This window comes from Spirulina subsalsa CS-330, assembly GCF_028330765.1.
Lineage (GTDB): Bacteria > Cyanobacteriota > Cyanobacteriia > Cyanobacteriales > Spirulinaceae > Spirulina > Spirulina subsalsa_A.
Genome location: NZ_JAQMTY010000298.1, coordinates 1 through 13,943, shown reverse-complemented (window position 1 = coordinate 13,943; position 13,943 = coordinate 1). Strand labels below are relative to the sequence as shown.

Here is a 13,943-nt window from a genome sequence, read left to right as displayed (position 1 = left end):
ATCCTTAGCTTAGTTTCTTTTTTAACGGGGAACCTTTTTATCGGCTCTCAAACTATTCTTTTGTCTAGGTTCGGGGCGCGTTTTGTTTGCCGCGCATTTATCAATATATCTATCCTCCCTTGAACTGTCAACCCCCTTTTTGGATAAATCCTTGGGAGTTTTAGCTTAGAATCCCCAGAACCTTCTTCCTGAGAGGGTTCTGGGGATTTGTTTTTTTGAATCAAGAAGTAAACAAATAGTTCAGAAGTACCTATAAGGCTGGGGCCATGGAATGTTTTGAGGGTTGTCCTGTCTTCATGCTGGGAATTGAAGCCGCATACTGAGGTAAAGAGTACTCAAGTCTAGGACGATAGAGCGGTGGCCACACTAAAGGCATCTCGGTTTGGGTTGATGAGGATTCAACAAGCTCGTCGAGAGCGAGGTTGGGGGTGGAATGGTGAGGATGATGCCTGTTTTGTGGCGGCGAGTCATTTATTGGAGCCGGGTCGAACGTGGTATTCCGGGGGACCATATGCGTATGGAATTTCACTGGGAACGTGGAAGCGGTTTTTGTCGGGGAAGGCTGCTATTAATGCGCATGCGTTTAAAGCGTATTGCCAGGTGTTGGGTTTGGATTGGGAAGAGGTGGTTGATCGCCATAGTGATTGTGGCGGGGGTGGGTCTCGACAGGATTGGGATGAGTCGATTGATGGGTCTCAGTTCTATGGTCGGGTTGAAGAGTTGGCGCAGTTGGGGCAATGGGTGGGGTGCGATCGCTGCCGTCTCATTATTCTGTCTGGGATGGGTGGCATTGGTAAAACGCTGCTATCGGTCAAATTTGCGGAACAGCTAGAGAGTCAGTTTGAATTTGTGTTGCGGCGATCGCTGCGTCGCGCCCCTTCTCTGTCGGAACTGCTTCACGAATGCAATACAGTTCTAGGGCAGCCACCAGCAACACCCCCCCATGATCCCCTGGGCCACCTCTTAGACACCTTGCGACAATATCGTTGCCTGGTAATCCTCGATGATGTTGAGACCATCCTCTGTAGCGGCCAGTTGGCCGGACAATACCAACTGAATTACCAGGACTATCACGACCTCTTTCGCCGCCTTGGACAAGAATCACACCAAAGCTGCGTTGTTGTGATTACACGCGAAAAATTACGAGAGCTAACCTCACTCACCGGCCACAACCTACCCGTCCGCGACTTTCAGCTTGGAGGATTGGATCTCAATGCAGCCAAGCAAGTATTGGCTATCAAAGGATTCGATATCAGTGCCAGAGGAACCCATGACTTCATTCAACTGTATCGGGGTCATCCCTTAGCCCTAAAGTTGATGGCCAATACAATTCGTGAAATTTTTGGCGGGCACATTGATGAGTTTCTCAGCCAAAGCACATTAGTGCTGGGGGATATTATGCCCGGAATTTTCTATCAGCAGCTCCAACGACTCTCTGAGTCTGAATCAATCATTATCAATTGGATTGCCCTTGCCAATCGTCCGATCACGCTTCGGCAACTGCGACAATATTTGCGCTTTAGTGCATTGTCAACATCACAAATTGTGGCAGCGTTGGAATCGTTAAAGCGGCGATCGCTCCTCGAAGTCATTCCATCCGATGTCGGGAGCTTATGTTTTAGCCTTGAACCAGTCTTAATCAAATATATTATTGGTCAATTGATCGAGAAGCTATGTCATGAGATTGAACAATTCACAAGATACGGTACCCTATCAGAGCAAAGCGCATTAAGGATCTATTGTTTAGTCGAAAACCCTCAACAAGCCCCAGAAACAGCTCGTCCCTGGATCATCAACAAGCTCACCAATCAGTTTTTATTCAGTACAACCACCCCAGAAGATTTTAACAAGACCCTTAAGGCTCTACAACATCAGCTACAGATGAAGCCCAGTCAGGAAGTCGGGTATTGCCTAACCAACCTAGCATGCTTGTTTTCAACTGAATAGCCTGAATTCTTAATGTTCCAAACTTAAGGGTCATCAGTCAGGATCTTAGTCCAACATTTAAGGATCATTAACTTGGTCTTAATCCTTAAGTTCCCCTTTTCTTCTACAGTGTTTGTGGAATGGATCTACTTAATGCCTTCACTCCACAACGATTTTTTATGATCGATGTCATGAGTTTATAGCATAGAATATTCTCCTAACAGTGATCATGATCATCTGCCATTGTCAATGCAGATCTCATCCAAAGAGATCTCCAAAGATACACCTGCCCGCTCAATAATCATCTCTTTACCTCAACTTAACGTTTATTTAACCATGCTTTATTTGACAAAATAAATGTAATTGAAGTAACAGTAAAAAGGATTCACTTCTACATGGAGTGTATTCAAGATGATATCCAGCAACCCATCAATCATTTAGCACCGTTGTGCTTGAAAGAATTACCCAACAGAGGAGTGTTATGACATTTAGTTCCCGGAAGCATCGCGTTTCAACTCAACTCACGGTCATCGCCCTAACCTTAGCCCTTGCTGCCTGTGGAAGCTCCACGCCCACAGATGGTGCTGATAGTGCCGCTGGTGAAGATGCCGCCACTGAAGGTGGCCTAAGCGGAGAGGTCTTAGTAGATGGCTCCAGCACCGTGTTCCCGATATCCGAAGCCATGGCTGAAGAATTCATGGCAGAAAACCCTGATGTGCGGGTCACCGTTGGCGTATCAGGTTCAGGGGGAGGATTTGAAAAATTCTGTGCTGGGGAAACCGACATTTCCAATGCATCGCGGCCGATCAAAGCAGATGAAATGGAGCTTTGTGAGGAAGCGGGCATTGAATATGTGGAAGTGCCTGTCGCTTTCGACGGGTTATCTGTCGTCGTCAACCCAGAAAATGACTGGGCTACTTGCCTGAAGCCCGAAGAACTGGGCAAAATGTGGGAACCTGCCGCTGAAGGCCAGGTCACAAAATGGAATCAAATTCGGGATGACTTTCCCGATAGTGACCTTGCCCTCTTCGGAGCTGGCACTGACTCAGGTACCTATGACTACTTCACCGATGCTGTGACCGGTGAAGAAGGAGAGAGCCGGGGTGACTATACGGCTAGTGAAGATGACAACGTCACAGTTCAAGGGGTAGAGTCCGATGCAGGAGCCCTTGGTTTCTTCGGGTTTGCCTACTATGAAGAAAATAAAGACTCTCTCAAAATTGTTGAGATCGAAAACTCGGATGGTGATTGCGTCACCCCCAGTGTAGAAACGATCGCAGATGGTTCCTACAACCCCTTAGCCCGTCCCATCTTCTTCTATGTCAAAAAAGAAGCGTTGGAAACCAAGCCTGAAGTTGCGGCCTTCGTTAACTACCATCTGGATTTGGCCAACGAATACCTGATTGAAGAAGTGGGCTATGTTGCACTGCCCGCTGACATTCATGAACGAGTGGTTGCGCGTGTTGAAGAGATGACAACAGGCTCAATTTTTGAAGGAGAATCTTCGGTTGGGGTGAAACTCTCCGACAAACTCTAGCGGAGTAGGAGTCAGGTTTAGTGATGTATTCCTGAATCTGACTCCTCTGTTGAACTCTTGAGGATAGTCTTTTTGGGTGGAGAGTCAAATCTTGAGGATGGCTGAAATTGAGTGAGTGGATCTTCATAACCGGACTAAACCCCAAAATCTTTATTTTTTAATCCATGTGTAATGGCTAGTAATCTTTCCCTATCTGATGAAAGCTTGTGGCGTCCTAACCGCCAACGAAGTAAGCGAATTCAGAGCATTGTTCGGACAATTTTCTTGATTTTTGCACTCATTTCGATTGCCACTACCATTGGCATTGTCATGACGCTCATTTTTGAGACTTGGCTCTTTTTCCAAAAAGTTCCCATTTGGAATTTTTTCACGGATGCTCGCTGGACTCCACAGTTTAATAGTGCTCAATATGGTGTTTTTGTCCTGGTCAGTGCCACGTTGATGACTTCTAGCATTGCCCTTGTGGTGGCAGTGCCCTTGGGGCTGCTGGCGGCGATCTGTCTCAGTGAGTATGCTAACGATAAAACTCGTCGCATTCTTAAACCTCTTCTGGAAGTGCTGGCGGGAATTCCGACAGTGGTGTACGGGTATTTCGCACTGTTGTTTGTGACTCCCTTGTTGCAGAGTGGAGCTGAGTTTCTGGCTGGCATCACGGGGTGGGAGGATTTTTTTGATATCCAGGCGTTTAATGCGTTGAGTGCGGGTATCGTGCTGGGTGTTATGATTACCCCGCTGATTGCATCGCTGAGCGAAGATGCGATTTACTCTGTGCCCCGTAGCTTACGGGATGGCGCTTACGCTTTGGGAGCCACGAAACGGGAGACGATTACGTCTGTGGTGTTGCCAGCGGCGCTGTCGGGGATTGTTTCATCGATTATTTTGGCAGTTTCACGGGCAATTGGCGAGACGATGATCACCACCCTAGCGGCAGGTCAAAACCCACGAATCATTGGCTGGGACTTGGATTTTGTGAATCCCTTTGTGCCTGTGATGACGATGACGGCCTATATCGTTAAGGTGAGCTTGGGGGATACCCCGGCAGGCTCGTTGGAATTTGAGACGATTTTTGCAGTGGGGATGACGCTCTTTACGCTGACCCTGACTCTGAATATTTTTAGCTTTTGGTTTGTGCGTCGTTTCCGGGAGAAATACGAATGACACCTTCTAATCTACCGAAGCCGCCAGAGCTTGCATCGGATGCTTCCGAGTTCAATATCAATTTGTCGAAGCGTTATCGATTGGATGCAGTGTTCGCGACTCTCACTTGGCTCGCTGTAGTGATTGCGATCGCCATTCTGGCCACACTATTATCCGATGTCCTCGGTGACGGTCTCGGTCGCGTCAATTGGCAATTCCTCAGTACCTTTCCCTCCCGTAATGCCGAGAGAGCCGGTATTCTGTCTGCCTTAGGCGGCACAATATGGCTGATGATCACCGTTGCGATCATTGCCTTTCCCTTGGGGGTTGGCTCCGGTATCTATCTCGAAGAATTTGCCGAAGACAACAAACTCACCCAGATCATCGAAATCAATATCAATAATCTGGCGGGTGTCCCCTCGATTATCTATGGTTTATTGGGACTCCAGATTTTCGTTCGTCTCATGGAACCGCTCACCGGTGGGCGCAGTATCCTATCGGGGGCCCTCACCCTGGTGTTACTGATTCTTCCCATTATCATCGTTTCAACTCGTGAATCCCTGCGGGCCGTCCCCGATAGCTTAAGATTTGCTGGCTTTGCCCTCGGCGCAACCCGCTGGCAAGTAATCTGGGAGCAGATTTTACCCATTGCATTTCCTGGTATTTTGACCGGCACAATCCTCGCGTTGTCTCGTGCCATTGGTGAAACCGCCCCTCTAATTATGATTGGCGCATTGACCTTTATCACGTTTCTTCCGGAAAATCTCCAGAGTCCTTTTGTGGTCCTGCCGATTCAAATCTATAACTGGATTTCGCGGCCCCAAGCAGGATTTCATGAAAATGCCGCTGGGGGCATTATCGTGTTGTTAGCGGTTTTGTTGGTGATGAATTCTTTTGCGGTCGTCCTTCGGAATAAGTTGCAGCGTCGGGTGTGATGGATCGTGCGGATGGTTGATCACCATCGAGCCTCCATTCATCTATTGATTCTCAGATTATTGTCACATTTCAAATTTCTCTAAAGTGTCCTATGTTTTACTCCACAACGTCTCCACCGGATTTAGTGAAAGAGGCCGTTTTACGCGCCCAGGATGTTTCTGTGCTCTATGGATCATCGGTGGCGGTGCAAAATGTATCCCTCGATATTCCCTATAACCAAGTGGTTGCATTTATTGGCCCCTCAGGCTGTGGTAAAAGTACAATTCTGCGGTGTTTTAACCGGATGAATGACTTGGTTCCCAGTGCAAAGGTTAGGGGTAAAATCACCTTCCATGGCCAGGATGTATACGGGGCGAAAGTTGACCCGGTGGAAATGCGCCGCCGGATTGGAATGGTGTTCCAAAAGCCGAATCCGTTTCCCAAATCCATCTATGAAAATATTGCCTTTGGAGCGCGGATTAACGGCTATACCGGCGATATGGATAAGCTGGTGGAGGATTCGCTGCGGCGGGCGGCGCTGTGGGATGAGGTGAAAGATAAGCTCAAGGATAGTGGGTTGGCATTGTCCGGGGGACAGCAGCAGCGGTTGTGTATTGCGCGGGCGATCGCGATCGCCCCTGAAGTGATCCTCATGGATGAACCCTGCTCCGCCCTTGACCCGATCTCCACCCTGAAAGTCGAGGAACTGATCCAAGAACTCAAACAGCAATACACGATTGTGATTGTCACCCACAATATGCAACAGGCTTCGCGGGTCTCTGATTTGACCGCGTTTTACAATGCCGAAGCCACTGATGCAGGCGGGAAAGTAGGGCATTTGGTGGAATACGATCGCACCGAAATCATCTTCCAAAACCCCAAAGAGGAAAAAACCCAAGAATACATCAGTGGCCGCTTCGGCTAACAGCGCTGGCCTTCGGCTGGCTTTCATCACAAACACAACAGGAAAAGGTAGACAGGTTCTACCTTTTTTCTTTGTCTTGGTGAACATTGGGCGGGTTCAGAACTGACGCGAATTGCTTGGCGATGCCTCAGTGGTCCGTTGGGGCAAGGGGCTTAAGCCCCTTGTTCGTTGATCTCTCACTGCGTCAGTCTTGGCCTTGGTGCGGCTCATTGCAAAGCCTTGAGCACCGGACAGGGCTGTTTCAGATTCAGTTTATGGATCGTGCCCTGACTTTGCACCATACTCCAACGGTAGGGGCCTTGACGTGCTGCCGACAGCCACAGCAACCGTTTTGTACGGGTCATGGCAACGTAGAGCAGGCGGTATTCTTCGGCGGTTTTGAGGCGTTGGGCAATGTGCCAGGCTTCGTCCGGTTGGGGTAGCTCAGGGGGGTTAGCATCCGCCTGTCGCACCAATGCCCGAATTTGGGCCCGCACCACATCGCCTAAACTCCAGTCCCCTAAAAACTTTTGACCGGCGGGAATCCAGGCATCCCCCGGAATCACATCCTCATGCAAAAACGGCAAAAACACATAGTCCCAATCGAGGCCTTTGGCTTTATGCATGGTGATGATTGTCAGTTGTCCGGCTTGGGTGTAGCGGTCATCGCTGTCTGCTTCGACGGCTTCAAATTGTTCGGCGCTGACGATGTCTTGGAGGGTGTCGATGATGGCGGCGAGGGTGCGTTGGCGGGCGGTTTGTTGAAAGAGGCGCTCGGCGAGTTTTTGGAGGGTGGCGAGTTCGGAGGCTTGGTATTGCAGGGTGAGACCGAGGAAGGAGAGCAGATCGTAGGGGTGGAGTTCAATGCCGGCGCGGAGGAGTTTGGTGCAGTGGCGTTGGGCGACGATCGCGGCTGGCACAAGGGGGGGATCGATGGGGGTGGGGTAGAGAAATTGTTCAGGGGCGATCGCTAAAGCATCCAAATCTTGAGCAGCGATTAAGTCCCGTTTTTCCAACACCGAGAGGGCATCTTTGAGGTGACTGGGGGAATGGGGGCGATTGATAAAGCGGAGGATTTTGAGGATGTCGCTGGGAATTTTGCTGTGGCGTTGGGTGGCGTTGACATCGTAGACGGGAATATTGCGGGCCTTGAGGCTGGGGGTGAGTTGACGGGCGAGGAAGTGGGCTTGGCGGTTTTCCCGGACGAGAATGGCGGCGTTGTGGTCGGGGTGGGCGGTGAGGTGGGCGATCGCTGCCGCTTCGATCGCCTGCACGGTGGCATTCACATCCGGCGGGGTGTGAATTTCCACCCCTGCCCCCGTGGGATCAGGGTTGGCGTTGGCTTGGGGATCATCGAGGGCAACGGGGCGGATCGCTTGGCGGCGAAAGAGGTGATCCGGCGCAGGCTGTTGCTGGGGGTCAAACTGATCATTCGCCCAGGCCAGCATCCGATTGGCTGCTTCGAGAATCACAAGACTGCTCCGGCCCGATTGATCCATGGTGGTGAGGCGATCGCGCTTCTTGCAGCGATCGCAAAATTGATTGAAATACCACGGATCAGCCGGGGTAAAGGTGGAGTTAATCGCCTGATTCGGGTCACCCACCCGCACCAGATGGCATTGCTGTTGATCCGGTGTGGTGGCTAGAAGGGTTAATAACTGCGCTTGCAACGGGGAAGAATCCTGGGCCTCATCTTCAAACACCGCAAAAATCTGCTCTTGCCAGAGCTTGCGCACGGGTTCATGGGCCAACACCCGCAACGCCGCCAGGATCATATCGTCATAATCGATCAGATGGTGCGATCGCATCAAAGCATCATACTGAGCGTAGATATCAGCCGCGATCGCCAAGGTATCGTAGGGGTCATTCACTGCCCCATGGGCAGCCCGCAGTTGTTCCGGCGTTACCCCAGAACTTTTCGCCTCATGGATCGCCGTCTTACCGAGATTGGGCAACACTTCTGTGCGCAGCACCGACTGCCGCCGCAACCGTTCCGCCGCTTCCCCATCAAACTGCACCCCCCGCAGGAGGACTTGGTACTGCTCTGGATGATCCCGCAGCCACTGTTCTACGGCTTGGCGCAACAGGCGATGACTCCGCGTGGGGGTGATCAGGGTCATGGTGTTGAGGTCTACCCCCGACACCTCCGGATGGCGTGAGGCGATATGCAGGGCTAAACCATGGAGAGTCTGCACCATAAACCCGGCGGCGGAAAGCTGCAACTGTTGGAGGGTCGCCCGGATTTTGTGTTTAATATTGGCCGCAGCGGAACGGGTGAAGGTGACCACCACTAATTGCTGACGGGCGTGGAGTTGATGACGGGCGATCGCGATCGCTGCCCCCACGGCCATACTGTGGGACTTCCCCGCCCCTGGCACTGCCGACACCGCTAACTCTCCCCCTTGCCAATCTGCGATCGCCTGTTGCCCCGGCCGTAATCCGGCGCGTAAGGTGGCAATGAGGCGATCGCGATCGAGAGATTCAGAGCAAGGATGGTCAGACAAGGGCGGTAATGCAGACATAAACTCAACGAGACTACAGGATCATCTGTTTGATTCTAGACCTGATCCCCAATCCATCCGATCTCAAAACAACCATCACGTTGATCCTCAACTTCCTGATCTCGCCTATCACTGTTAGCATCATCGCGATCAATACACCACCGGTGACAGCCAACCCCGCAGGAAATAGTAGATCGTCGCAAAATATTCTTCCACCACCTGGGTCGTGATTTGCAACGCCCGAATCGAGGGCAGGAGGTCGGCAGGGCTGAGTTTGCGCTTTGGTGACCCTTCCCCTTGAAAGGTATAGAAGTTGCTTGGACGCGGGATAACGTTAATCCCTTCTTCGCGGAAGGTTTGGGCGGCACGGCGCAGCCGAATACCGGAAGTTACAAGGGTTACTAAGGTGCTGCTAATCCCTGCCTGGGTGAGGATTTGCTTCACTTCGACGGCGTGCATGTGAAGATGAACGCCCCGCATTTCGAGGGATATTACATCCCTAGGAATGCCCAAACGCTGCAAGATGCGCGAAATGTCTTGGGCTTCATTGAGTTGGTCTTCATTTCCGTCTAAGCCGGTGCGGGGGGGCGCACAGATAATGACGCGGGGAAAATTGCCCCGGGTGGTTTGTTCTTGGTAGAGGGTGGCGGTGTAGAGGAGGCGATCGCCTTGATCCGTGAGTTGAACTTGGGTGCGATAGGGAATATTCGGTTCCGTTGTGCCCGCCCCCAACAGAACGATCGCACCGCTATTCACGGTCGCTCCTACCGCAGGACAATCCACCAAGCAAATCCCCTGTTTTTTAATCTCAATATTGACGGCTTCTTGCTCCATCAGCTTCGCCAGTTGATAGGCAATCAGGGGATTACTGGAGATGATGAGCACAATTAATGTGACCCATAAAAACGTCGGGGCGGGCTTTTCGATCTTGTCTTTTTTAATCCGCAGCACCGACATGAAAATGAGGACAATCGCAAGCCCCATGGGTTTGAGCGGCAATGAGACGATCTCCCACAAAAAGGCCGTCGGGCCATAGCTGGGAATGAAGAAACTCACCAGAATAATCGCCAACAGAAACGCCCCACCCAACACCACCAAGGCCTGCTTGGGGATGACCTGCACCAAGAGGTAATAGATCAAAACCAAGATCAGGGACAGCAGCAGAACACTGGTGAGAATTTCAAACATAGTTGGGGCATCCCCTCAGGTGCGATCGCATTCACTCAGGTTCAAAAGACCCCAAGCCCAAATTATTGTCGCATTTTCAGGCAGAAAAGAACGGGGCCGGATCAGATCTCAGCCCATGAACTGGTTAACTGACAAAATTAGCCAAATCCCGGAAAGCCCTCACCCTAGGGGAAAGGGAACTGGAAAAATGGATCGGCTCCCCTCGCCCTCTGGGAGAGGGGTTGGGGGTGAGGGCTATTAACTTTTGTCAGTCAACCAGGCCCAGGAATCACCCTTAAATCGCCCTCAACCCCAAACCGGTGCGCCGGGTTAACTCTTGGCGAATGGCTTGGATCACCGTTTCAATCACGAATACTCGCGCATAGTATTTGTCATTACCCGGCACTACCACCCAGGGAGCCGTGGGCGTGCTGGTGCGGCCGATCATTTGGTTCACGGCCACATCGTACAAAGACCAGCGATCGCGGTTGCGCCAATCTTCATCGGTGAGCTTGTATTGCCGGAAGGGGTTTTCGCGTCGTTGTTCAAAGCGGCGCAGTTGTTCTTCCGGGTCAATATGAAGCCAAAATTTCACCACCACATAACCGCTTGTGGTCAGTTGGGTTTCAAATTCGTTAATTTCCCGGTAGGCCCTGCGCCATTCCATATCCGTGGCAAACCCTTCGACGCGCTCCACGAGCACGCGACCGTACCAACTGCGATCGCAAATGCCAATCTTCCCGGCCGGCGGCAACGTCCGCCAAAACCGCCAGAGGTAATGATAGCGGTTCTCTTCCTCCGTCGGAGCCGCATAGGGATTAACCCGATAACTGCGGGGATCGAGAATATCCGTCAACCGTTTAATCGCGCCCCCCTTCCCGGCGGCATCCCAGCCTTCAAACACCAACACCACCGGAATCTGATGTTGAAAAATCTGCTGTTGGAGGCGACGCAGTTCCAATTGAGCCGTCCGCAACCGATCTTTATACTCATCCCGTTCCAGCTTGAGGCTTAAGTCCGCCGCGGCCAAGGCGTTGGGTTCGGTGGCGAGGAGGGTTGCTTGGGGGGGCGTGGTGATGGGGGGAGGCTGGGCGGCGCGGCGATCGAGGGCTTCGGTGATCACGGCCACGAGTTTAGATAACACCTTCACCCGCGCCCACCGTTTACAATCACTTTCCACCAACGTCCACGGCGCGATGCCCGTGCTGGTTTGGATCAGCATTTCCTCGGCGAGATCAACATATTGGTGATAGCGTTTATGCTGCTGCCAGTCTTCGGGGCGCACCCGCCAGGCGGTGAGTTCGTCTTTGGCGGTTTTTTTGAGGCGGTGCTTGAGTTCTTTGCGGCTGAGGTGAAGGTAGAATTTAGCGATCGCTACCCCATCATCGGCTAACTGCCGCTCAAAGGCGTTGATCTGTGCCATCATTTGCGGCACTCGTTCGGGGGACAGATGTTCAAAGAGACGATCTTCTAGGACATGGGTATACCAACTGTGGTAAAAAATCCCGATCGCCCCTTGGGGTGGCAACTGTTGCCAAAACCGCCAGAGAAAAGGGTATTGCTGTTCGGTATCCGTGGGGGGCAAGGTGGGGTAAACGGTGAAGCCACGGGGGTCCATGTAGTTGACCATTTTTTTCACTAAAGCCCCTTTCCCCGCCGCTGCCCAGCCTTCGAGCACCACCAACAAGGGAAGGCGCGATTCCCAACAGGACTGTTGCAGCGATCGCAACTGTTGCATTAAGGCTTCTACTTCCAGTTTGTAGGTGGCCTTATCGAGCGATCGCGACAAATCTAGCGTCTCTAACATGAAATTTTCCCCTAGGGCCTCTCAGCCTAGCCTGTCGTATAACCGTGCGATCGCCTGCAAAATTAAGGAAAAACTTAAGACTATCCCCCTGGTAATCCGGATCACGTAGCACAGAAAAGGGCGTTACAATCAATGCCGAATTCATTCATAATCAACTCATCATGTTTCACTTGAGAGGCGGTATGCGTGGCGTGTCATTGATGATTCTGCTAGTAGTGTCGGGGTTAGCGAGTAGCTGTGCTCCCAATAAAGTCCTGCAATGCAATCGCATTGTGGAAATTGCCAACCAAGTGACAGCGGAAACCGAGATCCTCACGGCCAATCAAACCAATCAGGATTCGTTGGTGTGGCTCCAAGCCGCCGATACCCTCGATCAAGCTGCCCAAACGATGCAATCGCTACAACTCGACGATCCCCAACTCAAGGAATATCAAAACGGCTTCGTTAAGATGTACACCGAAATCGCCAACGCCACACGGGAATATTCCCAAAGTTACAAAGATCTCAACCGCGAAGGGGTAGACACCGCCAAAGTCCGCCTTGAACAAGCGGTACAGGGAGAACCCGAACTCGTCAACGGCATTAATGACTACTGCGTCACCAACTAACGGCGGAGATTGATCGCCCTGGGTTTCAAATCCTCGCCATATCCCGGATTTGGCGTTCTGAACATTCCAGGATTATCGTTCTATTGGGAGATTTTTAAGGAACTGGCTGGCGTGGTCTTCAGTTCGCGCCAGCCAGTCAGAATGGCAAACTGAATTCAAGACAACTGCATTCTTGCCCTCAAGAGACAGGCAACAATTTCGGAGCAGCCATGCTAGTGACATCCTCCCGACGCTGACCCTACAGGTACAGCACGGGCTTCCCAACCTCACGATTGAGCATTCCTGCCCCACGCCACTTATCTAGGTCATAGACCCCCGACAGACCGACTTGACAGGCTGTTTCCGTTCCCCAGAGTCCCTGGGCTACTACGTTCTCTAGTCCACGATGCAAAACCATCTCTGCTGCGGCATGATCCCGATGCGTTCGATACCCGCACTCAGGACAATGATGCTCTCTGACCTCCAAGCCTTTGCTGACAGTAGCAAAGCAATTAGGGCAGGTTTGGCTGGTGCCGTTGGGGTTGACTTTAGAAAAATATACGCCCCGTTTCCAGCAAACCCATTCCGTCAGAGACAGAAATTGTCCGAAAGCAGCATCAACACAATCTTTCCGCAGCATCCCTCGTGTCAACCCTTTGACATTGAGATCTTCTGCAAAGATGGTTTGCGCCTGGTCGCAAAGTTTGTGAGCCGTCTTCAGATGGAAATCCTTACGACGGTTGGCAATTCGATGGTGCATTCTGGCAACTTCGGTTTGTGCTTTCTCCCAGTTTTGAGAACCCTTCTGTTTTCGTGCCGCTCTGCGTTGCAGCAATTTCAGCTTGCGTTGCCTCGACTTGAAAAACTTAGGGCGCTCCTGGAAAGAGCCATCCGAAGCGGTCAAGAATCGCTCCAATCCCAGGTCAATCCCAATCGCACGACCATGAACCGGGGCATCGGGAACCGACACAGTCGATTCAATCGTGACAACCACATACCACTGCGTTCCCCGCACTCTCGACAGCACCCGCACCTGCTTCACCTTGAACCCGTCAGGGATGGGGCGATGCAGGTTGATAGGCACTTCTCCTATCTTTGGCAATTTGATAGCGTTGCCATTGATGGGATTGGACTTGAACTGGGGAAACACAAAGGACTTGAACTGACCAAACTTTTTGAAGCGCGGGAACCCATATCCCCGTTTCTGAAATGCTTTCCAGGTATCATGCAGTCTACGAATCGTAGTTTGCAACACCTGGGAATAGACATTACCCAAATGCGGGAATTGCTTCTTAGCTTTGGGCAGGTTGTTTTGCTGACGGTTTTGACATACTCCCCCACTAAACCCTACGGGCTATAGTGGGAGATTCTGAACAGCCAGTTACCTGACCATTTATCCACTCAAACAACGAGAGTTGCAGAGGGTTGCTAGGCTCAACGACTAACGCCATTGATTTATCCT

At 51.5% G+C, this 13,943-nt stretch carries 10 protein-coding genes; 6 read left to right on the top strand and 4 right to left on the bottom strand.

The annotated features are described in order from the left end of the window. Positions 1-624: 624 nt before the first annotated feature. The 5 genes from PN477_RS20435 to pstB all read left to right on the top strand — a co-directional run bounded on the left by PN477_RS20435 (position 625) and on the right by pstB (position 6,440). Positions 625-1,947 (top strand): AAA family ATPase, encoded by a 1,323-nt coding sequence (locus tag PN477_RS20435; protein WP_272118853.1) that lies wholly within the window; start codon positions 625-627, stop codon positions 1,945-1,947. 460 nt (positions 1,948-2,407) lie between these two features. Further along, the gene (locus tag PN477_RS20430) at positions 2,408-3,463 is read left to right on the top strand and encodes a PstS family phosphate ABC transporter substrate-binding protein (protein WP_272118852.1); all 1,056 of its coding nucleotides are present in this window, start codon (positions 2,408-2,410) and stop codon (positions 3,461-3,463) included. A gap of 171 nt (positions 3,464-3,634) precedes the next feature. Further along, positions 3,635-4,621, top strand: coding sequence for a phosphate ABC transporter permease subunit PstC (gene pstC, locus PN477_RS20425; RefSeq protein WP_272118850.1), 987 nt, complete (start codon positions 3,635-3,637; stop codon positions 4,619-4,621). Then, a complete protein-coding gene (gene pstA / locus PN477_RS20420) occupies positions 4,618-5,535 on the top strand; it encodes a phosphate ABC transporter permease PstA (RefSeq protein ID WP_272118849.1) in 918 nt (305 codons plus the stop codon). Before pstC ends, pstA begins: the two co-directional genes overlap by 4 nt. A 92-nt stretch (positions 5,536-5,627) precedes the next feature. Next, positions 5,628-6,440, top strand: a complete 813-nt coding sequence (gene pstB, locus PN477_RS20415; protein ID WP_272118847.1) for a phosphate ABC transporter ATP-binding protein PstB — start codon at positions 5,628-5,630, stop codon at positions 6,438-6,440. A 206-nt stretch (positions 6,441-6,646) separates the two neighbouring features. Here pstB and PN477_RS20410 read toward each other — a convergent pair whose 3' ends face one another. The 3 genes from PN477_RS20410 to pap form a co-directional block, all read right to left on the bottom strand. After that, a complete protein-coding gene (locus PN477_RS20410; RefSeq protein ID WP_272118846.1) occupies positions 6,647-8,941 on the bottom strand; it encodes an ATP-dependent helicase in 2,295 nt (764 codons plus the stop codon). Between the two features lie 129 nt (positions 8,942-9,070). Further along, on the bottom strand, positions 9,071-10,108 hold the full coding sequence (locus PN477_RS20405; RefSeq protein ID WP_272118844.1) for a YdcF family protein: 1,038 nt from the start codon (positions 10,106-10,108) through the stop codon (positions 9,071-9,073). Positions 10,109-10,382: 274 nt separating this feature from the next. Beyond that, a complete protein-coding gene (gene pap / locus PN477_RS20400; protein ID WP_272118842.1) occupies positions 10,383-11,894 on the bottom strand; it encodes a polyphosphate:AMP phosphotransferase in 1,512 nt (503 codons plus the stop codon). 200 nt (positions 11,895-12,094) lie between these two features. Here pap and PN477_RS20395 point away from each other — a divergent pair, with 200 nt between their 5' ends. After that, positions 12,095-12,502 carry a hypothetical protein gene (locus PN477_RS20395; RefSeq protein WP_272118841.1) on the top strand — a complete coding sequence of 136 codons (408 nt, stop codon included), beginning with the start codon at positions 12,095-12,097 and terminating at the stop codon, positions 12,500-12,502. Between the two features lie 238 nt (positions 12,503-12,740). Here PN477_RS20395 and PN477_RS20390 read toward each other — a convergent pair whose 3' ends face one another. After that, positions 12,741-13,757 (bottom strand): RNA-guided endonuclease InsQ/TnpB family protein, encoded by a 1,017-nt coding sequence (locus tag PN477_RS20390; RefSeq protein WP_417158873.1) that lies wholly within the window; start codon positions 13,755-13,757, stop codon positions 12,741-12,743. Positions 13,758-13,943 lie beyond the last annotated feature (186 nt).

What these genes read in the sequence shown, in the direction of transcription:
- PN477_RS20395 (WP_272118841.1), top strand. Translation starts at nt 12,095, where the DNA reads ATGATTCTGCTAGTAGTGTCGGGGTTAGCGAGTAGCTGTGCTCCCAAT.
- PN477_RS20405 (WP_272118844.1), bottom strand. Translation starts at nt 10,108, where the DNA reads ATGTTTGAAATTCTCACCAGTGTTCTGCTGCTGTCCCTGATCTTGGTT.
- pap (WP_272118842.1), bottom strand. Translation starts at nt 11,894, where the DNA reads ATGTTAGAGACGCTAGATTTGTCGCGATCGCTCGATAAGGCCACCTAC.
- PN477_RS20410 (WP_272118846.1), bottom strand. Translation starts at nt 8,941, where the DNA reads ATGTCTGCATTACCGCCCTTGTCTGACCATCCTTGCTCTGAATCTCTC.
- pstC (WP_272118850.1), top strand. Translation starts at nt 3,635, where the DNA reads ATGGCTAGTAATCTTTCCCTATCTGATGAAAGCTTGTGGCGTCCTAAC.
- pstA (WP_272118849.1), top strand. Translation starts at nt 4,618, where the DNA reads ATGACACCTTCTAATCTACCGAAGCCGCCAGAGCTTGCATCGGATGCT.
- pstB (WP_272118847.1), top strand. Translation starts at nt 5,628, where the DNA reads ATGTTTTACTCCACAACGTCTCCACCGGATTTAGTGAAAGAGGCCGTT.
- PN477_RS20430 (WP_272118852.1), top strand. Translation starts at nt 2,408, where the DNA reads ATGACATTTAGTTCCCGGAAGCATCGCGTTTCAACTCAACTCACGGTC.